General features: G+C 39.1%; 20 protein-coding genes and 4 pseudogenes. 22 read left to right on the top strand and 2 right to left on the bottom strand.

Annotated elements, in window-relative coordinates:
* Positions 1-316: 316 nt before the first annotated feature.
* The 11 genes and pseudogenes from DWX84_RS14660 (at position 317) to DWX84_RS21885 (ending at position 11737) form a co-directional block, all read left to right on the top strand.
* Complete coding sequence (locus tag DWX84_RS14660; protein ID WP_005858467.1) at positions 317-790, top strand: hypothetical protein; 474 nt, start codon at positions 317-319, stop codon at positions 788-790.
* 35 nt (positions 791-825) lie between these two features.
* On the top strand, positions 826-1017 hold the full coding sequence (locus DWX84_RS22215; protein ID WP_009017080.1) for a helix-turn-helix domain-containing protein: 192 nt from the start codon (positions 826-828) through the stop codon (positions 1015-1017).
* A 371-nt stretch (positions 1018-1388) separates the two neighbouring features.
* A complete protein-coding gene (locus DWX84_RS22210) occupies positions 1389-1469 on the top strand; it encodes a potassium-transporting ATPase subunit F (protein ID WP_080504992.1) in 81 nt (26 codons plus the stop codon).
* A 27-nt stretch (positions 1470-1496) separates the two neighbouring features.
* Complete coding sequence (kdpA, locus tag DWX84_RS14645) at positions 1497-3206, top strand: potassium-transporting ATPase subunit KdpA (protein WP_005858471.1); 1710 nt, start codon at positions 1497-1499, stop codon at positions 3204-3206.
* 16 nt (positions 3207-3222) lie between these two features.
* Positions 3223-5262, top strand: a complete 2040-nt coding sequence (gene kdpB / locus DWX84_RS14640) for a potassium-transporting ATPase subunit KdpB (RefSeq protein WP_048928192.1) — start codon at positions 3223-3225, stop codon at positions 5260-5262.
* Between the two features lie 80 nt (positions 5263-5342).
* On the top strand, positions 5343-5924 hold the full coding sequence (locus DWX84_RS14635; RefSeq protein ID WP_044546536.1) for a K(+)-transporting ATPase subunit C: 582 nt from the start codon (positions 5343-5345) through the stop codon (positions 5922-5924).
* Between the two features lie 32 nt (positions 5925-5956).
* The gene (locus tag DWX84_RS14630; RefSeq protein WP_005868608.1) at positions 5957-6727 is read left to right on the top strand and encodes a hypothetical protein; all 771 of its coding nucleotides are present in this window, start codon (positions 5957-5959) and stop codon (positions 6725-6727) included.
* Between the two features lie 13 nt (positions 6728-6740).
* Entirely contained in the window at positions 6741-7862 is a 1122-nt protein-coding gene (locus DWX84_RS14625; RefSeq protein WP_005868607.1) for a sensor protein KdpD, read from the top strand.
* Positions 7863-7872: 10 nt separating this feature from the next.
* Entirely contained in the window at positions 7873-9591 is a 1719-nt protein-coding gene (locus tag DWX84_RS14620; protein WP_048928193.1) for an ATP-binding protein, read from the top strand.
* Between the two features lie 28 nt (positions 9592-9619).
* On the top strand, positions 9620-10966 hold the full coding sequence (locus tag DWX84_RS14615) for an aspartate kinase (protein WP_048928194.1): 1347 nt from the start codon (positions 9620-9622) through the stop codon (positions 10964-10966).
* Positions 10967-11296: 330 nt separating this feature from the next.
* Positions 11297-11737 (top strand): annotated as a pseudogene (locus DWX84_RS21885) (ATP-binding protein).
* Positions 11738-11888: 151 nt separating this feature from the next.
* Here the strand turns inward: DWX84_RS21885 and DWX84_RS21880 are convergent.
* Positions 11889-12103 (bottom strand): annotated as a pseudogene (locus DWX84_RS21880) (site-specific integrase); the annotation flags it as partial.
* A gap of 576 nt (positions 12104-12679) precedes the next feature.
* Between DWX84_RS21880 and DWX84_RS14600 the strand changes: the two are divergent.
* The 11 genes and pseudogenes from DWX84_RS14600 to DWX84_RS14545 all read left to right on the top strand — a co-directional run bounded on the left by DWX84_RS14600 (position 12680) and on the right by DWX84_RS14545 (position 20390).
* Positions 12680-13498 carry an AraC family transcriptional regulator gene (locus tag DWX84_RS14600; protein WP_122297761.1) on the top strand — a complete coding sequence of 273 codons (819 nt, stop codon included), beginning with the start codon at positions 12680-12682 and terminating at the stop codon, positions 13496-13498.
* 10 nt (positions 13499-13508) lie between these two features.
* Positions 13509-14465: a ketopantoate reductase family protein gene (locus DWX84_RS14595; protein WP_122297760.1), complete on the top strand. Its 957-nt coding sequence runs from the start codon at positions 13509-13511 to the stop codon at positions 14463-14465.
* 59 nt (positions 14466-14524) lie between these two features.
* Entirely contained in the window at positions 14525-14752 is a 228-nt protein-coding gene (locus DWX84_RS14590; protein WP_172618172.1) for a hypothetical protein, read from the top strand.
* A gap of 154 nt (positions 14753-14906) precedes the next feature.
* Positions 14907-15176: a hypothetical protein gene (locus DWX84_RS14585; protein ID WP_122297758.1), complete on the top strand. Its 270-nt coding sequence runs from the start codon at positions 14907-14909 to the stop codon at positions 15174-15176.
* Between the two features lie 147 nt (positions 15177-15323).
* The gene (locus DWX84_RS14580) at positions 15324-15674 is read left to right on the top strand and encodes a helix-turn-helix domain-containing protein (protein WP_122297757.1); all 351 of its coding nucleotides are present in this window, start codon (positions 15324-15326) and stop codon (positions 15672-15674) included.
* 254 nt (positions 15675-15928) lie between these two features.
* The gene (locus DWX84_RS14575) at positions 15929-16534 is read left to right on the top strand and encodes a BfmA/BtgA family mobilization protein (protein WP_122297756.1); all 606 of its coding nucleotides are present in this window, start codon (positions 15929-15931) and stop codon (positions 16532-16534) included.
* Positions 16535-16538: 4 nt separating this feature from the next.
* Positions 16539-17420, top strand: coding sequence for a DUF5712 family protein (locus DWX84_RS14570; protein ID WP_122297755.1), 882 nt, complete (start codon positions 16539-16541; stop codon positions 17418-17420).
* 758 nt (positions 17421-18178) lie between these two features.
* Entirely contained in the window at positions 18179-18463 is a 285-nt protein-coding gene (locus DWX84_RS14560) for a helix-turn-helix domain-containing protein (protein WP_172618173.1), read from the top strand.
* Positions 18460-18738, top strand: a pseudogene (locus DWX84_RS14555) (DUF3876 domain-containing protein). The gene DWX84_RS14560 and the pseudogene DWX84_RS14555 overlap by 4 nt, the downstream one beginning before the upstream one ends.
* 13 nt (positions 18739-18751) lie before the next feature.
* Positions 18752-19003, top strand: a pseudogene (locus DWX84_RS14550) (helix-turn-helix domain-containing protein).
* Between the two features lie 127 nt (positions 19004-19130).
* Positions 19131-20390 (top strand): hypothetical protein, encoded by a 1260-nt coding sequence (locus tag DWX84_RS14545; protein WP_122297754.1) that lies wholly within the window; start codon positions 19131-19133, stop codon positions 20388-20390.
* A gap of 103 nt (positions 20391-20493) precedes the next feature.
* Here DWX84_RS14545 and DWX84_RS14540 read toward each other — a convergent pair whose 3' ends face one another.
* On the bottom strand, positions 20494-21717 hold the full coding sequence (locus DWX84_RS14540; RefSeq protein WP_172618178.1) for a site-specific integrase: 1224 nt from the start codon (positions 21715-21717) through the stop codon (positions 20494-20496).
* Positions 21718-22260 lie beyond the last annotated feature (543 nt).

Below are 22260 nucleotides of genomic sequence, written 5' to 3'. Positions count from 1 at the left end.
AAAGATGTTCCTCAAAGGATCAAAAACAAGATTATCGTTCTGTTACTAGTAACAAGCTGGATTGGTGTTTTGGGGTATTTTTTCATTTTGAAAAACAGGATTGAAAAATGGTGGCCTTGCAAGAAGTACTTGGTTGCTCATAGAAGGATATGAGTTTCATATTATATATTATTGCAATTAAAGTTGTTTTATGTGTACCAAAATCTTTTTCTCCATTCATTCTGTAAAGATTTGAATTGTTTTTTTCTTTTTGAGCCGTGGATATAATTTATTCACGGCTTATTTAAAGGATTTGATTTCAAAAATTAGGATACAAATGGAAAAGAATATGCGGATGAAATTTTTAAAGCAACGGATAACGGTAATATTACTGTTAGTGGCTAGCGTATGTATATGTGGTAGCATCAATGAATTCTATGTCTTCGAAAATGATTATTATTTTAAATATCTGCTGAATACTTTTACAGGAATCATCCTTTTGACAGGAATTGCCTATTTATGCTATCCTCAAAAGAAGACAAATCAGGAAAATGAATTGGTGCTGAATGAATACAAACTGGTGTATGAAACGGAGTCTACCGCATCGCAATATTTTATTTCTGATACAGAAGCTTGGAACACATTAAGAAAACAATTGAAAACAACAGCTCAAGGACATGCTATTTTATATATCAGCGAAAGTTGCGAATTGCCTATAATCAATAACATGATTTTAGCTAAAAAGAGAAATTTCGATTGTTGGAAGCCTGCCTGTGCAGGGCAGATATCTAAAGATTTTGGTGAGATTTAAAGTGATCATAAAAAATATATGGCAGCCATAAAACGATGTCCATGGAAAGGAAATGTCAATTATCTGAAAATACGGGGAATAATATTGAATTGGACCTAGTCAGCGTTGAAAAGCACCACATTCAGAAAGTTCTCCAACATACTAACGGATACAAACCCGAAGCTGCTCGTCCTCTTGGGATAGCCTTAACCACACTTTATAGGAAGATGGAAGCCTATGGACTATAATGTGGAACACTTTGTTCTTGCATACCCGGTAGGTTTACCTAAAACAGGCAGCTTGCGTTTTTTATATACCTTTTCAAAATGAAAATATCTTTTTCCTTTTGAAAAGGATTGAGCATATTACATAATAATATTATTTTTTGATTATATAACTGATAAACAATGTATTGTGCAAGAACTCGATTTTTTGGCACAGCTTTGGCATATAGTAGGGTGGAAAACAAATAAATAGTATTAACAATTAAAAAAGACAAGTATGGAAGATACGTTATCATTTTTGTTCTTGTGTGCTACCGGTGTAGCATGCTATTGGTTTTTCTTCAAGTGTGTGGACTGGTTTGAGAAAATTTAATGTAAGAAAGGAGAATTAAATTATGTTTTTAGCACTGTTTATACTTTGCTTATTGATCTTCGGGTATTTGATGTATGTCCTAATTAAGCCCGAAAAGTTTTAATGGTAATTAGTTTTTTTAAGTGAAAAGATGAATACAGAAATTTTAGGTGTAGCATTGCAGATATTGCTGCTGCTGGTTATCAGTTACCCGCTGGGAAAGCATATCGCCAAGGTGTATAAGGAGGGAAACGACTGCATGCGTTTCATGGCTCCAATTGAAAGATTTATTTACAAGTTGGCGGGTATCAACCCCAATGAAGAGATGGATTGGAAGGCATTCTTGAAATCTCTGCTTATTATAAACGTATTTTGGTTCTTCTGGGGTATGATCCTGTTGGTATCGCAAGGATATCTTCCTTTGAATCCTGATGGGAACAGCGGACAAAGTCCAGATTTGGCGTTCAACACGTGTATTAGTTTCATGGTTAACTGTAACTTGCAGCACTATAGCGGAGAAAGCGGTTTGACTTATTTTACACAGTTGTTCGTCATCATGTTGTTCCAGTTCATCACTGCTGCAACAGGTATGGCTGCCATGGCTGGAATTATGAAGTCGATGGCCGCCAAAACAACTAAAACAATCGGCAACTTCTGGCACTATTTAGTGATCAGCTGTACACGTATCCTTTTCCCGATGTCTCTGATCGTGGGGTTCATCCTGATCATACAAGGTACGCCGATGGGCTTTGACTCCAAAATGACAATCCCGACATTGGAAGGAGCTGAACAAACTGTTTCACAAGGTCCTACAGCTGCAATCGTTCCGATTAAACAGTTAGGTACGAATGGTGGTGGTTACTTCGGAGTAAACTCTTCTCACCCATTGGAAAACCCGACTTACCTGACCAATATTGTAGAATGTTGGTCTATTCTGATCATTCCGATGGCATTGGTATTTGCTTTGGGATTTTATCTGAAACGTAAAAAGTTAGGTTATGTGATCTATGGTGTGATGCTGTTTGCTTATCTTTTGGGGGTATTCTGTAACGTTCACTATGAGATGGCAGGTAACCCGAAAATCGACGAGATGGGTATTGACCAGTCTTGCGGTGCTATGGAAGGTAAGGAAACCCGTCTGGGTCCGGGCGCAACCGCTTTGTGGTCTGTGACTACGACCGTCACCTCTAATGGTTCCGTTAACGGTATGCACGACAGTACAATGCCTCTTTCTGGTATGGTGGAGATGTTGAACATGCAGATCAATACATGGTTTGGTGGTGTCGGCGTAGGTTTCATGAACTACTATGCATTCTTGATTATAGCCGTATTCATCAGCGGTTTGATGGTCGGACGTACGCCGGAATTCTTAGGTAAAAAGGTAGAAGCCCGAGAAATGAAGATTGCAACGATCGTTTCGTTGGCTCACCCATTCGTGATTTTGATCTTTACGGCTATCTCTTCCTACGTATGGGTATATGCCCCTGAATTCGTAGAGAGCGAGGGTGGCTGGTTGAACAACCCTGGTTTCCATGGTTTCAGTGAAATGTTATATGAATATACTTCTTCTTCTGCTAACAACGGTTCCGGTTTTGAAGGATTAGGCGACAATACCTATTTCTGGAACTACACTTGCGGTTTGGCACTGATCATTTCACGTTATTTGCCAATTGTCGGACAGGTAGCTATTGCAGGTCTTTTGGCAAACAAGAAGTACACTCCGGAGAGTGCGGGTACATTAAAGACTGATACGGTTACATTCGGTGTGATGACATTCTTCGTAATCGTCATCGTTGCTGCCTTGTCATTCTTCCCGGCACAAACATTAGGCCCGATCGCCGAATATTTTAGTATTTACTAATTGACAGATTAAGAAGATGAGAAATAACAAAACTGCTTCTTTATTTCCAAAGAAGCTCGTTATAGAAAGTTTGAAGCAATCATTCATTAAGTTGAATCCGCGGATGATGTTCCGTAACCCGATCATGTTTATCGTGGAGGTGGTGACATTCGTCATGTTGTTTGTTACGATTTGGGCGGCTACCACCGGTGATACGACACAAGGATCTTTCGGTTACAATATCTTAGTGTTTATTGTATTGTTCGCCACGTTGCTTTTCGCCAACTTCGCAGAGGCGATTGCAGAGGCACGAGGCAAGGCACAGGCCGACAGTTTGCGTAAGACCCGGGAAGAAACTCCTGCCAAATTGTGTGTCGGTAACAAGATCGAAACGGTCAGTTCTTCTCAGTTGAAGAAAGGCGACATCTTTATTTGTGAAGCCGGCGACACGATTCCTTCCGATGGTGAAATTATCGAAGGTCTGGCTTCTATCGATGAAAGCGCCATCACAGGTGAATCTGCTCCGGTGATCCGTGAAGCGGGTGGAGACAAGAGTTCTGTAACAGGCGGTACGAAAGTATTGTCCGACCAGATCAAGGTGAAAGTGACGACCGAACCGGGTGAAAGTTTCTTGGATAAGATGATCGCCTTGGTGGAAGGCGCTTCTCGCCAGAAAACTCCGAACGAAATCGCCTTGACAATCTTGCTGGCAGGTTTTACATTGGTATTCGTTGTTGTTTGCGGTACCTTGAAACCGTTTGCTGATTATTCCAACACGACGATTACGATCGCGGCCTTTATCTCTTTGTTCGTTTGTTTGATCCCGACTACGATCGGTGGTTTGTTATCTGCCATCGGTATTGCCGGTATGGATCGTGCGTTGTCTGCTAATGTGATCACCAAATCCGGTAAGGCGGTTGAAACAGCCGGTGACATTGATACTTTGCTGCTCGACAAGACCGGTACGATCACGATCGGTAACCGTAAAGCAACCCAGTTCTATCCGGTATCCGGCATTGACGAACACTCTTTTGTACAAGCTTGTCTACTGTCCTCTCTTTCAGACGATACACCCGAAGGTAAGTCAATCGTGGAATTGGGACGTGAAAAAGGTGTACGTGTACATGATCTGAATACATCCGGATCAAAGATGATCAAGTTTACGGCAGAAACTAAATGTTCAGGAGTGGATTTGGCAAACGGTACTCGCATCCGTAAAGGAGCTTTTGATGCTATTCGTAAGATGAGTGAGGCTGCCGGCAACAAATATCCGAAAGAGGTGGCCGATTTGGTTCAGAAGATCACGAGTAACGGCGGTACTCCGCTGGTTGTTTCACAGGATGATTTCATCATTGGTGTGATCGAGTTACAGGATATCATCAAACCGGGTATCCAAGAACGTTTTGAACGTTTGCGTAAGATGGGTGTGAAGACGGTAATGGTAACCGGTGATAACCCGTTGACCGCAAAATATATCGCTGAAAAAGCCTGTGTAGACGATTATATCGCCGAAGCCAAACCGGAAGACAAGATGAACTATATCCGTAAGGAACAGGAAAACGGTAAGCTGGTCGCCATGATGGGGGACGGTACGAACGATGCCCCGGCCTTGGCTCAGGCAAACGTTGGTGTCGCAATGAACAGTGGTACGCAGGCTGCCAAGGAAGCTGGTAATATGGTTGATTTGGACAACGACCCAACGAAACTGATCGAGATTGTCGAAATCGGTAAACAGTTGCTGATGACTCGCGGTACGCTGACTACTTTCAGTATCGCTAACGACGTGGCCAAGTATTTCGCTATCGTACCAGCTCTGTTCATGGTTACGATCCCGGCATTGGCCCCGATGAACATCATGCACCTGCACAGTCCGGAATCAGCGATCCTAAGTGCGATCATCTTTAATGCGATCATCATCCCGATTCTGATCCCTCTGGCATTACGTGGTGTGGCTTATAAACCGATCGGTGCTTCCGCATTGCTTCGTCGCAACTTGCTGATCTACGGTTTGGGCGGTGTAATTGCCCCGTTCATTGGTATCAAGTTGATAGATATGATTGTAAGTTTATTCATGTAAAAGTAAAATCAATATTAAAAACCTTCCTCCCTCTGTATGAAGATAGGAGGAAGGTTAAGAAAATAAAACAATAATTCATTATGATATCAAATCTTTTTAAATCATTAAGACTGACAATTGCATTTTGTTTGTTCTTCAGTGTTTTCTACATTTTCGTTTTGTGGTTGTTTGCCCAAGTGGCAGGACCGAATAAGGGTAATGCCGAACTGGTTACATTGAATGGAAAAGTAGTGGGGGCCGCCAATATTGGTCAGAATTTCACGCAAGATATTTATTTCTGGGGACGTCCTTCCCATGCCGGTGACGGTTACGATGCATCCAGTTCGGCAGGTAGTAACAAGGGACCTTCCAATGAAGAACATTTAGCTTTGTTGGAAGAACGTATTGATACATTCTTGGTTCATCATCCTTACCTAACCCGTGAAAAAGTTCCGGCTGAAATCATCACGGCCAGCAGTTCCGGTTTGGATCCCCATATCTCACCGAAAGCCGCTTATGCACAGGCCAAACGTGTAGCGGACGCTCGTGGATGGTCGGAAGAAAAGGTAATGGGTATCGTCAATTCTCATGTTGAGAAACCGTTATTGGGTATGTTCGGAACGGAGAAAGTAAATGTATTGAAATTAAATGTTGCGCTTGATCAAGCATCAAATAACAAATAACAAATTTTTAATAAGTCAATTAGATTTAGGTTATGAAATCATTCGTAAAAAAAGTAGCAGCCTTGGCAGTTGTATTCTCAATGGCATCTTCTACGTTGGCTAATGCACAGGAAGAGGATGGTAAAGTAAGTTTTTCTGTACAGGGAGATTTGGTAAGTTCCTATATTTGGCGTGGTTTCTACCAAACTGGTGCTAGCTTCCAGCCGACACTATCACTGGGGGTAGGTAATTTCTCTTTGACAGCCTGGGGATCTACCGATTTTCAGGGAGCAAACTCTACATCTATGCCTGCGGCTAAAGAGATAGATTTAACGGCAGCGTATACATTCGGATCAGCTGGTCCTACATTATCTGTCGCTAGCTTATGGTGGGCAGGGCAAGGCTCTTGCCGTTATTTTAACTTCAAAAGCCATGAAACAGATCACCATTTTGAAGCAGGTTTGGCTTACACTTTACCTATTGAGAAGTTACCTTTGTCTATCACTTGGAATTTCATGTTTGCCGGTCAAGACAAAGATGAAAATGGAAACCAAAACTATTCTTCTTATGTGGAGTTGAATTTTCCATTCACAGTGAAGGGCGTCGATCTGAATGCAACTTGTGGTGTTCTTCCGTATGATGCGGGAATAACTACGTATGGAGGTGATGTAAATAGTGGATTTGCAGTAACGAATGTTGCATTGAAAGCAACGAAAGATATCAAAATCACGGATTCTTTCTCATTACCTATTTTTACACAGGCAATTTGGAACCCTCGTATGGAGGATGCCCATCTTGTCTTGGGAATTTCTTTAAGACCTTGATATAATAATACGCATGGACCGAGAACAAAGTGTACAACATTTTTTAGATTTGTTGAAAAAGTCTCGTCGTGGCAATTTTAAAATCTACATCGGCATGATTGCCGGTGTAGGTAAATCGTATCGGATGCTATCTGATGCCCACCAATTACTGGAAAGCGGTATCGATGTCAAGATCGGTTATATAGAAACACATGGGAGAGTCGAGACGGAGGCTTTGGTGGAAGGATTGCCTATCATCCCCCGCCGCAAGATATTTTATAAAGGAAAAGAGATCGAAGAGATGGACTTGCAGTCGATTCTCAGTATCCATCCTGAAGTTGTCATCGTTGACGAATTGGCTCATACCAATGTCGAAGGCAGTAAGAACGAAAAGCGTTGGCAGGATGTCATGGATATACTGGATGCCGGTATCAGTGTGATCACGGCGGTCAATATTCAGCATATAGAAGGACTTAACGAGATGGTGCAGGACGTGGTTGGCATTGAGGTCAAGGAACGTATTCCTGATATCGTACTGGAGCAGGCTGATGAAGTGGTCAACATAGACCTTACCGCTGACGAATTGCTGGCTCGGTTAAAAGCCGGAAAAATATACAAACCCGATAAGATACAAACAGCATTAAATAATTTCTTTAAGGCTGAACATATTCTTCAGCTTAGGGAGTTGGCATTGAAAGAGGTAGCTTTGCGGGTAGAAAAAAAAGTGGAGAATACCATTCCAGAGAATCTCGGCGTACGCCACGAAAGGTTTATGGCCTGCATCAGCAGTAATGAGAAAACTCCCCGTAAGATCATACGGAAAGTCGCACGGTTGGCAACCCGATATAATTCCAAGTTTTTTGTACTGTATGTACAAACCCCAAGAGAAAGTTCCGACAGGATTCCGTTGGCAAGTCAAAGGCATTTGCTTAACCATTTCAAGTTGGCAACGGAACTTGGAGGAGAAATCATTCAAGTGCAATCCCCACATATAACGGATGCGATCGTACAGGTTTGTAAAGAAAAGCAAATCAGTACGCTATGTATCGGACGACCAGCTTTAAAATATCCTTCCGCTATCCTTGCGATGGTTCACTATCGGAACATGTTAGAAGAGTTGGCTCAATTAGGCATTGATTTAATAATATTAGCATAAAAATCCTTCCATGAATATGAATATAAAAACAAAGTTGACTTATGGGATAGGACTTTTATTTGTCCTGATCACTTTATTAGGTGGATTGGCTATAAAAAACATTCATAATGTATCGGATGACACGCAGAATATCCTAGCGGATAATTACAATTCACTCCTTTATTCCCGTCAGATGCTCGAGTCACTGGATGCCATTCGGGAAAATCCGAATGCCCGAAAAGAGTTTGAGGCCGGGTTGGAAGCTCAGAAAAAAAATCTGACAGAGAAGGATGAAGACATACTGACTAACCGATTAAGTTCGAACTGTGAAAAGGCGTTGGATGACATGGATGATGAATCGATTCGGCAGATACGCCAGACGATTTATACCATTATGGCAGTCAATATGTCTGCCATTTATGAAAAGAATGAAGTGGCTGTCCATACGGCGGAAAGGTCTCTCTTTTGGATCTGGACGGTAGGGATCGCTTGTATCGTGATCGCCTTCCTCTTTCTGGCTCGCCTGCCACGCTCGGTCAGCGTACAGATCCGGAAATTGACGGATGGCATCAAGGAAATCACCAATGCCAATTACAGCAAACGGCTTAATTTGGGCAATGAACCGGAGTTTAAGGAAATAGCCACGTTGTTCAACGAGATGGCCGAGCGCTTGGCCGAATACAGGAACAGTTCGCTGGAAGATATCCTGCAAGGGAAAAAATATATAGAAACAATTATCAACAGCATTGCAGAACCTATCATAGGCTTGAGTAAGGAACGGAAGATTTTGTTTGTCAATGACGAGGCTTTGACTGTTTTGAATTTGACACGGGAAAACATTATCGACAAACCGGCTCCCGAAGTGGCGTTAAAAAATGATCTGCTGCGCCGTTTGATCCGCCAGTTGGTACATCCCGATGACAATAAGGATCCGTTGAAAATCTATGCGGACAACAAGGAAAGCTATTTTCAAGTAAAATACATCCCGATCAACGTTAACAGGCAGACTGGACTGGAGAGTAAGTATGTCGGGGATGTGATCCTGTTGAAGAACGTGACCGAATTTAAAGAAAAAGATATTGCAAAGACAACCTTTATTTCAACGATCTCTCATGAACTGAAGACACCGATATCGGCTATCATGATGAGCTTGGAACTGCTGGAAGACAATCGGTTCGGAAAACTGAATACAGAACAGGAGAGCCTTTCCAAGAACATAAAGGAAAATAGCGACCGTTTGTTGGAGATCACTGGCGAATTGTTGAAGATGTCACAGGTAGAAAGCGGTAAGCTCTACCTGAATCCGAAGATTACCAAACCGATCGAACTGATCGACTATGCCATCAAGGCGAACCGGGTACAGGCCGAGCGTTTTAACTGTCAGATCGAAGTGGAGTATCCTGAAAAGATCACCAAATTGTTTGTCGACAGCGAGAAAATTGCTTGGGTTGTGACCAACCTGTTATCGAATGCCATCCGTTATTCGTCGGAGAACGGACGGATTATCATCGGTGCACGACAGATCGACAAAGCCGTCGAGATCTATGTCAAGGACTTCGGAAAGGGCATTGACTCGCGTTACCACGAAAGTATTTTCGACCACTATTTCCGTGTGCCGGGAACAAAAGTACAAGGTAGCGGTTTGGGACTTGCCATCAGCAAGGACTTTGTGGAAGCTCATGGTGGTACGATCCGTATCGAAAGCGAAGTCGGTAAAGGTAGCACGTTCGTGATCAGATTCAATGTATAAAAAGTAAAATCAAAAATCAGATAGTCTAATGAAAGTATTAAAATTTGGTGGTACTTCAGTCGGTTCTGCCCAGCGGATCAAGAATGTCGCATCAATCATTTGCGATCAGGAACAGAAAATAGTAGTACTCTCTGCCATGGCAGGGACAACAAACTCTTTAGTGGAGATATCTGAGTGTTTCCATAAGAAAGATCCGGGAAAAGCCAATGCGATCCTTTCTGCTTTGGAACAAGCTTATGTCAATCATATAGAAGAATTATACCAAAGCGATACCTACAAAGAAAGGGCCATGCAATACATGCTTGAACGGTCTCAACATGTCTGGTCTTTCTCTAATATGCCTTTCAGCATGTTCGATGAAAAGGAAATCTTGGCGCAGGGTGAGCTAATATCAACCTTTCTGATGACCTGCTATCTGGAAGAACAAGGAGTGGAGGTAGTTTTATTGCCAGCGTTGAACTTCATGCGAATTACAATGGACAATGAACCAGACATGGAATATATCGCTAAACACCTAAATACACTTTTGGAGCAAAACAAAGAGGCAGAAATATATATTACGCAAGGTTTCATCTGCCGGAATGCTTACGGCAGCATTGACAACTTGGAAAGAGGAGGAAGCGATTACACCGCCTCTCTAATTGGAGCGGCTATCCAAGCAGAAGAGATACAGATATGGACGGATATTGACGGGATGCACAACAACGATCCACGGTTTGTCAATGACACCGCTCCTGTTAGGCAGTTGAACTTCGACGAAGCCGCTAAGTTGGCACATTTCGGTGCCAAGATACTACATCCGACTTGCATCCTGCCTGCCAAGGAAAAGAACATACCGGTACGCCTCTTGAACGCATTGCAGCCAAATGCGTCGGGTACATTGATCTCGAATACGGTGGAAAAGGGTACGATCAAAGCTGTTGCCGCCAAAGACAACATCACGTATGTCAAGATCAAGTCGCTCCATACGATACCGACACCTCATTTTCTGAGCATCGTGTTTGATACGTTCTATAATTACAATACGCCGGTGGACATGGTGACCACTTCCGATATCGGGGTTTCCGTAACGATTGATGATGACAAGCATATAGACGAGATTGTGGGTGTATTACGGAAATACGCAACGATTACAGTCGAAAAGAATATGGTGATTGTTTGTGTTGTTGGTGACCTAGAATGGCAAAATGTCGGTTTTGAGGCACGCATCATCAATGCATTGAAAGATATTCCCGTACGGATGATTTCATACGGCGGAAGTAGTAGTAATGTATCGTTGGTGATGAAAGCGGAAGATAAAGTGCATGCTTTGAAGGCGCTTAGTGAACACTTGTTTTCCGTATCAGACAAACCTGTGTTATCATCCGTTTCTTAAAAGAAAATTAAGATTAATAGTTGAGCATATTTGTTTTTTGATTTGTTTTAGAAATGAAGCAGAAGCAGTCTTTTTTTGTAGAGACTGCTTCTATTTTTCGGTAATAAACAATGAAAATTCTTCTGTGTATTGACAGGTGGAAAATTTGGTATAAACTGTCCCCCATTGTCCTATCTAAAGAGTTCCCCAAAATCCAATTTAAATTGCCCCACCCAAAAAACATTAAAAGAGTTACAGAATCAGTTCATAATTCTACATTAATCTATTAAATAGACAAAACAGATAGTATTCCCAATAAATCAATCAGCATGAACAAGATTTGTCAAGGAGGTGTGCGACTTGTTTGTCATGGGAAGCTCCGGTACAGGAAAGAGCTACATTGCCACAGCCTTGGGATACAGAGTCTGCCAGAAAGGATTGAAAGTGCTGTATGCCAATACTTCCAGACTTTTAGGGCAGTTGAAGGCCACCAAGGTAAAAGGTAGCATCCTGTAGGAGCTGAAAAAGATAGAAAGGACGGATATGCTTATACAGGATGATTTCGGCTTGCAACCGTTGGACAACGGAAGCAGAATGCATCTGATGGACATCATCGAAGACCGATATGGTAAGAAATCAACACTGATTACATCACAATTGCCTGTCAAAGACAGGTATGATGTCATCGGCAAGAAGACAATCGCCGGCGCAGTCATGGACAGAATAACTCACCAAGCCGCAAGAATTGAGCTGCACGGAGAGTCCTTACGCAAAATTTGCGGGAAGAAATGAATGACTATATTGGCAGTAAATAAAAATTACAAACCCAGCACAAATCGAAAGCTAATGAGTTGATTATATGATGTTTTTTGTATTTTAGGAAAAATAAATCGGGGGTCAATTTAAGTTGGATATTGGGGATCTGTTTCATTCGAGTTTCCAAGTTGTCGTTATACTCCTTGAACACATTATATAATGTTTTGAAAGTTTCGTCCTTTCCCTGATAGCGGTTTACTATGGCACGTGCGGAGACAATCTTTTCCTCCAATTCCAAGTCTTGGTAAATCTGATAGAATTTCACACGCAGAGGTACTTTCCCGTTTTTAACGTTTTACTACGCTTAATGAAGAACAACACGCTGAATATTTCTCTTTCCATACGGCTCAATTTTTAATGATACAAAGTTAGGAAATCGAACCGAGAACCCGGTTATGTAAAATAGATCAATGTGCTGTAAAAAAACGAAGTAGCACTTGTGCTGTGTAACATTTTAGGCTTTCTAAAACTATCCCCCGAATAAGGATGTATAGTTTACTTTAGTCCCACTTATTTTACCTATTCTTGAAAATGAAAAATCCCTAAACTTCTTTGAAAGTTAGGGATTTACATCGTTTCTCTTTTCTTAAAAGTGGTGCCACCAGAAATCGTCATTTTGACTTAAGTGGCTGTATTTCTTATAGATATATTTTCAAAAAAGAAGTAATCTCCCGCTATTGCTCCACCAAATTTTTGCACTGCTTTGCGGCGAAATTCTTCACAACACATTTCCTACTACAAATATAAGGAGAATCGTCGTAATTTGGAAATTTAAAGAATAGTTTTATTGACTATTATATTGAAAATATCCCCATCGAAGCAGAAAGTTGCTTCATATTGCTACAAATAAAGCAAAAATGTCCTTTTTGTACACCGCAATCTTAAATAATATGCTTTATTTTTGCCTAAATTGTTTATATGGAGAGATTTTTGTCTATATCGCCATCACCATTACTTGCACCGTATGTCAAGGAATATTGGTTTCTATCCGCAGATAGCACATGTCAAGGCAAACAACGTGCTATTCCTTCTGGATACGCAGGACTAATATTTAATCGGGGAGGTAATATCTATTCGGAAGAATACGGCTTGTATCCGAAGTCATATCTTTTTGGACAATCCGTTAGACCCGTAAATATGTGCTTTGACAATCTGAATATCGTAATAGTCGTTTTCCAGCCTATTGGTATTAAAATGCTATTGAATATGTCAGGTAGTGAGCTTAAAGGACAAAATGTCGGGTTGGACTTACTAAGCCCACGATTTAAAGAATTAGAAATACGTTTGCTTGACACTCCTGATGAGCAAAGAGTTGTCTGTTTGATAGAGAATTTTTTGTTAGGATATCTCAATAGTGGCGAAGATTATAACTATAAGCGATATACTTCAGTTATTCAATCAATAGAAATGGGAGAAAGCAATATTTCTAAATTGGCTGACAGAGCTTGTCTTGGATATAAACAATTCAAACGACTTTTTTCAGAATATGTAGGATTAAACCCAAAGGAGTTCATTCAGATAAACCGATTTTCAAAAACGCTACATTCGTTGCAAACGAATTCTTCAGCAAATCTAAATGAAATTGCTTGCAAATGTGGATATTACGACAAATCTCATTTAATAAGAGAAGTGAAATTTCTGTCAGGTTACACTCCGAATGAGTTTTTATCAAATGCAGACCCTTATTCTGATAATAGGTCATTGTTTCAATCTTTTTTTGTAGATATAAGAATATAAGCAACCCAATATGAAAATACTAATTTACGGAGCGGGAATTGTAGGAACTACCTACGGTTGGCAATTATCAAAAGCGGGTCACGAAATAGCTGTTTTGGTTAGACCTGAAAAGAAACAAGCTATAAAGGAAGAAGGCATTCATATCCACTGTGCAGATTTTAGAGGAGGAAAAAAGGAAATAGAGGATATTGTTTTTAAGCCTGATGTTATAGATTCCTTGTCAGCAGATAACAATTTTGAATACATTATTGTAACAACAAACAATCTTCATTTGAAAGAAATACTACCTGTTCTTTCCAAGTCAGCAGGAAACGCTCATATTCTTTTCTTTCAAAACATGTGGATTGATGATTTGGATAGCATTAATAAATATCTTTCCGAGAAACAATATTTTTTCGGATTTCCCTTTATGGTAGGCGGTGGCAGAGATGCAGGTTGTATATATAGTGCTATTTCTGGATTAAAACAATCACATACTCCATTAGGAGAACCGAATGGAGAAATATCTGAACGAGTACGGAAAATAGCTGATGCATTTGAAGATGCCAATCTCAAACCAATTATCTACAATCAAATTAAAATTTGGCTTATAACCCACTATGCAGTTGCTGCTGGATTGTCTGCGGGAATCATGAAAGCTAAAAGCGGACGGAATTTTGCGAGCAACTCTGATATTCTAAAGGAAGCAATAAAGGCTATCAGAGAAGGGTTAGAGGTATGTCAAAAGTTAGGTTATAATCCGAAAGCAGTAAAAGCTAATGGGCTTTACTTTTTACCTTTCTTTATTGCAATTCCAATAGCCAAGAAGGTTTATGGTAATGAAGCATTATGCCTTATGTTTGACGGGCATACCCAGCATTCACCTAATGAAATGAAGAAAATGTTTGAAGACATTATAACGGACGGAGAAAAACACGGAGTTAAAGTTTACATTCTTAAGCAAATAAAAGAGGGGATATTCAATTAATGCATTAATCATTCAGTATACAAGGCTGTTCCTTGATATAATTCAATTAATTTATGCTTATGAATGATTTATTACAAATGAGGATGTTCGGACTATTGTCTGAAACCTCACAGGAAGTAAGTAACGAAGAAATGCAAAATGCTTATGGCGAATTTGTTGAACAAATAAGAATCGTGGGGGATGGAAGTGATTATTCCACAGTCTACCGTATTCTTGTAGCTACCCGTATTGAGATAGCCTCACTCGAAACAGTACCTCTTTACGGGCAGGGGGAAAAATGCGCTTAAAAAGCTATTCTTACAAAAGACACTGGCAATTATTAGCACAGAACTGGAACTACTAAATTTCAAAATTACACATCCTGAATCGTTTCCTTTGGCAACTCCATTGACATTTGAATCACCTTTATCGGTCATACCTAAGTTCCAACATCTTGGAATTATGGGTATGACTGAAATTCTTTCAGCTTTGATGTTGTTGGGTGGTATCATCGACAACACAGGCAAGAATCCAACTATCATTGCTTTTTCGGAAGTCTTTGAACAGGCTTTCGGATTTAGTTTTAACGGTATCTATGACCGTCAAAGCGAACTCTTCAAACGCAAATCATGTAATCTCACCAAAACATTGGATGCTTTAAAAGCCGTCCTTATTAAAGAATATAAGAAACGACAAGCGGAAGCACTGAAAAATAAAGATGAAAAAAGATGATTTTGCAACAGGTTGATAAATAATAATTTGCATTTATAATATAGAGGGGTCAATACCGGACTCCTCTATTTTTATTTCCTTATTCTTCCGTCCTTTGCTTCATCAATCGATTGGAAAACTGAATGTTCAACTAAAAAATGAAGCAAAATGTATATAGACAACGAAAACTTCGACAAGTGGGTGGAGCGACTATCTAAAAAACTCTCTGAAATCGGGCAAGACCTGAAATCGCTAATCAATACTGACAAGGTATTGGACGAAAATGATAAAATACTCGACAATCAGGATTTAGCTTTCCTGCTAAAAGTATCTTTCCGAACCCTGCAACGGTATCGGGCAAGTGGCAAACTCCCTTACTTTACGATAAGTCATAAGACCTATTACCGTGCAGCAGACATCCGGACATTTATTCAAGAAAATGCCGAAAGTAAGACCTATGAACGGTTCAAAAAGGAAAACCAACTCGATAAGCAAACCACTGCAAAACAAGACGGGTAATGTTACCGCCTGATGATGTGCCATCGCTCCCCATTTAGCAGAAATCACCTCGCCCTGTGGCTCGGCTCGTTTCGCTAAATGAAGCAAGAGGGAACTGGACAAGTCCTGTTCTTCCCTCTTGCCCTGCGGGGCAAAGCCTTCGGCTTTAGTGCTTTAGGATAAAGCACAGTTATAACACTTGCTATAACTCGAATTGATATACAATTCTATTTGAGCAAGTTGTAAATATAAATAGCTATAAAATAGTTATAACTATGGCAAAACAGAATAGAAATATCATATTTACGACAATAGCGATAGAAGCGGAAACGGACAAGTTGATAGAAAAACTTTGTAAACGCTATTCACTGAAAAAAGGAGAGATTACAAAACAGGCTTTCCTATATCTGGATAAAGCCCATATCAACCCTGCCGATGCTCCGGAATCGGTAAAGACGGAACTTGCCAAAATCAACAAACGGCAGGACGATATTATCCGCTTCATTCGGAAGTACGAGGAAGACCAGCTTACCCCGATGATACGCACAAGCCATTCAATAGTCGTCAAATTTGATGCTTCCGTGAAAGAACAGAAAGAATTAATAGCATCAGAGATAGAAACCACAAGGAAATTGCAGGATAATGTTCTGAAAAAAATAAGCGAAACATTCAACCAACACGCAACCGTAATTAACAACCAAGCCAAACAAATCAATGACCTTGCTAGGGCTATAAGTTCATCATCAAAGAAGCAGGAATGGAATCATAATAAACTTTTGAAGCTGATTTTCCTGTATTCGGAACTTGCCACTTGCGGAGTAATGGACGGTAAGCGGAAAGAGAACCTAAGAACTGAAATAAACGACCTGATAAACGAGTAACCCTATGAATATAGATTTCCCGCCACCGTCCAAAGGCACGTATAATAATGCAGGCAGTAGCCGAAGATTAGCGGATTATTGCGAACATGAGGACTTAGAGCGTATGGAGCAGGGAATCTATACCGAAGGTTTTTTCAATCTAACGGATGATAACATCTATAAATCACAGGTTATAAAAGATATAGACAGCAATATTGGTCAGCTACTTAAAACAGATGCCAAGTTTTATGCTATCCATGTCAGCCCGTCAGAAAAGGAACTTCGGGCAATGGGTAACACCGAACAGGAACAAGCCGAAGCCATGAAGCGGTATATCCGTGAAGTAGTTATTACTGAATACGCTAAGAGCTTCAACAAAGGGTTGTCAGCAAAAGATATAAAATTCTATGGAAAGATACATTTCAGTCGGGACAGGTCGAACAATAAACTAAATATGCACTGTCATTTAATAGTTAGCCGGAAAGACCAAACAAATAAGAAAAAGCTATCCCCGCTTACCAATCACAAGAACACCAAGAAAGGAATAGTTAAGGGCGGTTTTGACAGGAAGAACCTATTCCAACAAGCAGAACAGGGATTTGACAAGCTATTCAGTTATAAGCGGGAATTAACGGAATCTTTTGAATACTATAACACCATGAAGAACGGCAGTATATCCGACCAGCTCAATATGCAGAAACGGGAGATGAAAGAAACTGCCCAAATACAAAGCACTTCACAAAATATAGTTTCCGGTGAAAGAAAAAAAGAACAAACAATCGCTCTACCGGATGTTGGATTAAGTTCTGTTCTGGGTATTCTCACCCCCGGACTGGGTAACGGCAATGATGAACAATCTATTAAACGACCTAAGAAAAAGAAGTCCAAACGGGGATTAAGAAAGTAAACGTCAAACATTGATGATATGAATGAATACTAAGAAATACGCAAAGCGATAGATATATACCTGATGAAGCGATTTAGATACCATTGTTCTCTTGTATATCTTACTCCCGACAATATCGTAACCACCCGAAGGAACATCCGGATAGACTTCTATTTGCGTATTCGAAAGTTAGAAAGCCTGTTTCCCTCTGATTGTCTAATTATAGCCCGAATCAGCTTTCAAAAAGAACAGATAGGGATGGCTCTCACTTCGTCAGTTTTTTAACAGAAATAGCTTTAAAATATGGTTTTAAGTATGTCGGAATTGAATCAACCAATGAGAAAAGCAGTTCATTTGGCAAGAAGTTAGGTTTCTCCTTAATAGACGGCTTTAATTATGCAATATCAGTGAAGAATCTCCTCTCATCTTTTCAAGATAGGAGATAGTATAATTCTTTATTTATTTGATTTACAAAGGTACATTGCGGTAATAGAACGCCAACACCGAGCCGCAAGCGGTTTTTAGAAATTTCTTCCTTTTTGCTTCACAAAAAGAGTAAATTTCTAAAAAGTGTTGCCTTATCTATTCCCTGCATGAATGAGTTGTATATCAATTAAAAAAAGAAAAAAATATGTCTTGGGAATTGAGTATTTACGCCAGACACAGCCACTTTCCGCCATTGCATCCCATTTCTTAAAACCTGCTTGAAATCTGCTTTCCTTTACCTGAAAATCATTGCAATGAGAAAAATTCAGTAGTCAGTAAAAACAGATTTTAGTATGGATATAGTAGCAATCGAAAGCAAAACGTTCGAGCAGATGAAAGGGCGTTTTGAAGATTTTATCCGACAGATAAAGAATCTATGCGGAGATAATCAGGACAAAGAAAAATGGTTAGAGAATAATGATGTTTGTAGTTTTCTGCAAATATCACCGAGAACATTACAGTCATATAGAGATAACGGCATACTGCCTTATTCGCAGATTGGACGTAAATGTTATTACCGGGTATCGGATATTGAGAATTTAATCAGTCAGTCACAAAGAAGCAAAGAGCAAAAATGAAAACAGAAAATATCAACTTAGATAGGTTGGTCGGCAATTGGGAAAGCATAAACCTGAATCCGACAGTTATCATATACCGAAGCGGAGAAAGCTATTCACTTAGTGTTATCCACATGAACGAAACGAGCAAACAGGCAAGTCTTGCTACCTACGAGATATAGGAAGATGAAGAAGGATTTTTTATTAACTACAATCTGAAACGGACGGCTATCAGCCATAATATTAAACTGGATATATTAACCATTTCCGTATTGGGCGACTATATGCGGAACTAAAAAGGACACAATAATGGAAATATTAGACAAGAAATTAGCGGACATAGCTTCTTTCTTCACGGAATTGGGCGAACTACTGGATACCATACAGTAAGCCCTTAAAAACCGTACTCCGCACCTGAACGGTGAAAAATTCCTATCTAACCGTGATGTTTGCCGGATACTTCATATTTCATCTCGAACCTTACAGGACTGGCGGGATACAAGCAAAATTCCGTTTATTCAGATTAAGGGGAAGATTTTGTATAAGGAATCGAGATTTTGAAGTGGTTAGAACAGAGTCGCTAATGGTAATTCGTTTTAAATGAATATTTTAAGAAATGCTTAAGAAATGATCTCTAAGTCTTTTTTTATATGTACTTTTGCAAAGAAATAGTTAATACAACGATGATATGACACTTTTAGAATTCAATCAAGCCATAGAGAAACTCTTTAGGATTAAACTAGATAAAGACACCAGTCATTATCAATATTATATATATGATAATATTAAATTTCGGCTAAAGAAAAATAGATATAAAGAGATATGTGCAAATCTGGACACTATGACTACGATTGAGGGTTATGAATTATCTAATAACCAACACTATGAAGTGTCACTTTCCTTTGGGTCTAGAGTACACTATTGGGGAGGTAAAGAGGAAATCAAAAAAGACGACAACGTAAACGGAGTTAAATATAGATTAGGGCAACCTTCGGACGAATATTTAGTATTTTTTATACAGAGTCTATATGAATTATCCAAAAGTGAAGGTTCTATAAGACCTGTAATGTTTTATCGTTTACGAAATAGAGCATATAACAATCAATCCGATATTTGCGAACTTTTAGATATTTTAAAGGAACTAATACCTCGCTTTCAAACATTGCAAATCATATCATCGCAGGACAAGACTTTAAAAGAATTTGAAAATAATAGTTATAGTTTTTTATTTACATTAGGTTTTAATACAGACTTGGCTTTTCTACCAACCAATATAACTGAAGATTTTTTTAGGGCTGTTAGAATTGGTCGAATTCGAAGAGCAAGGATAGATGATATTGAAGCTCCTAAAAGAAAATATCTACAAGACCTAATTCTTTTTTATCAGAAAGCGATTTCTTCAGAAAGCGCAGATTTGCAATTTTTGTCTTTTTATCACATTATAGAGCATTTTTTTGAAAAAGTATACAATGATGATATTCTCAAGACTTTGCAAAATACTATTACTGCTCCTTCTTTTTCATACAAACGAGCTAAAGATTTAAATGTATTAATAAAAGTAATACAAGAAAAGCTCAAATACAGAAACGAGGAATTTCAAATAAATGAACCAGAAGCACTTCGGCTAGTATTAGAGAGATTCATTCCTGATTTTGAAGATATAAAAAATGAAATAGAGGGATATGACAAAACCCTTATTGATTATTATAAACAAAATGAGGTATCTTTTTCTAGAGGCAATAGGGTTAATTTTAACGAAGATAAGCAGACTGTTGTGAAAAATTTAAGAGAACGAGTGTATAAAACGCGAAACTCCATTGTACACAGTAAAGAAACGGATAAAATGAAATATCTGCCATTTAAACATGATAAAGAACTTTTAAAAGAAATTATACTGATGAGAGTAATCGCAGAAAAGATTATAATCGGAAGCTCCGAAGAACTATAATTCATTATTTTAATATCACATCTAGATAACAGATTAAAAAGGTGCCAATCTCAACAGAAAAGCACCTTTCTAATATAATATAATATAATCGACAGTCTCTATACTAAGTTGTAGATAAGTTCCCCACTTTCTGCATATCGTTCAGAATACTTTGGTCAAGTACTCTTGCATACCGTTTCGTCATGCTAATATTCGAATGACCAAGCATTTTCGCTACATTTTCAATGCTTACACCGTTGGCGAGGCAAACTGAAGTCGCATAACTGTGGCGGGCTGTGTGCGTGGAAATTTCCTTATGAATGCCGCACAAATCGCTGATTTCTTTCAGATAACTATTCATTTTCTGATTGCAGGGGACAGGCAATAAAACATTCTGTTTTTGACACTTTGGATTATCCTTATACTTCTTAATAATAGCTAGCGGAATTTCTAATAGCGGAATATTACACATATTCTTTGTTTTCTGACGAGCCTTCCGAATCCAAAAGTTTCCTTCTCTGTCTTTCACAATATGTTCAGCCGTCAGTTGCTTAATATCTATGAAACTCAACCCCGTGTAGCACCCGAAGATGAAAATATCTCGAACTAATTCAATACGAGGTAATTCAAACTTTTTGTTTATAACAGTTTGAAGTTCATCCCAAGTAAGAAACTCACGATGAACTTCTTTCTCATGGAACTTTATTCCCATAAACGGATCTTTGCTTATCCACTCATTGGCAAGAGATAGGTTCGTAATTTTTTTCAGGCACTTCATATAGCGAATGACAGTGTTTTGAGCACATTCCTTTTCCGTTTTCAAGTAGAAATCAAAAGCCCGAATAAACTCTCCGTTTATATCTTTGAGCGGTAAATCTTCTTTGTCATATTTAATTTTGACAAGTTCGGCTAAATACCGTTTACAACTTTCGTAGCGGCGAACGGTAACCAAAGCAAAGTCTTTACCTACTAACTGTCTACATTGGTTATTATGCTCTTGAAAAGTGGCTATAAGTGTTCTTGATGCTTCCTTTTCTTCCAGTCCAAAGAGCTTATCGCGGAGAATCATTGCTGTGATAGGTAAGCCTTCCTGTTTCAAATCAGAATGGATATTATACAGTTTGATTCGGGCTTCTTCGATAAACTTGTTTAGGTCGTTTGATTTGCGGTCTTTACCTCGAGAACATTCTTTCGCCTGATTCCATAGGGAAGGGGTAATACTTTTACGGATATTCGTTTCAGAACGAACATTATTAACCGTAATTCTCATACATACAGAGGCTTCACCATTCTTCAATAGTTTTGTTTTCTTTAGGAAAAACAAAACACTAAATGAATTTCTTTCCATCATTTTTCTACTTGTTTTAAGTGATACAAAATTATGGAAAAGTGGAGAGACTTTCGCTATGTAACATGCTGACAGACAGAGTCAAACAAAGACAAAAGGTGGAGATGAAATATCTCCTGATTTGCTCCACCTTTTGCTCCACCGAAGTAGGTTGAAATTTGCTGTTTTTTGCATAGCGGATAAAAATAAAAACTCCCGATATTCGTTGAATATCAGGAGTTTACTTCTTTTTGCTTTCTCTAAAAGTGGTGCCACCAGCAACCGAAAATCGGTTTGTATAGCACTATTTCTCAATAAGTTATATCTTCATTACGATGTTAGTCCCTTGAATAAGGTTTTCACAACTTTGCACCGTTCAACACAATTTTGTGTCTTAGGTTCGATTTCTGCGTGCAAAGGTAGATATTTATTTGGAATTATCAATATATCCAAGAAGTTTTTTTAGCATTTAGTATATTTTCAAATATTACATTATCTTTTCGGGAAACGAAAACAAGAATATTATCTATTGAATAACAGGTATTTACAAGAAGTATATAGAAT

Origin of the sequence: Parabacteroides sp. AF21-43 (assembly GCF_003635435.1) — a bacterium.
Lineage (GTDB): Bacteria > Bacteroidota > Bacteroidia > Bacteroidales > Tannerellaceae > Parabacteroides > Parabacteroides distasonis.
Note: the sequence above shows the minus strand (reverse complement) of the source record. Positions and strands in the feature narration are given on the sequence as shown.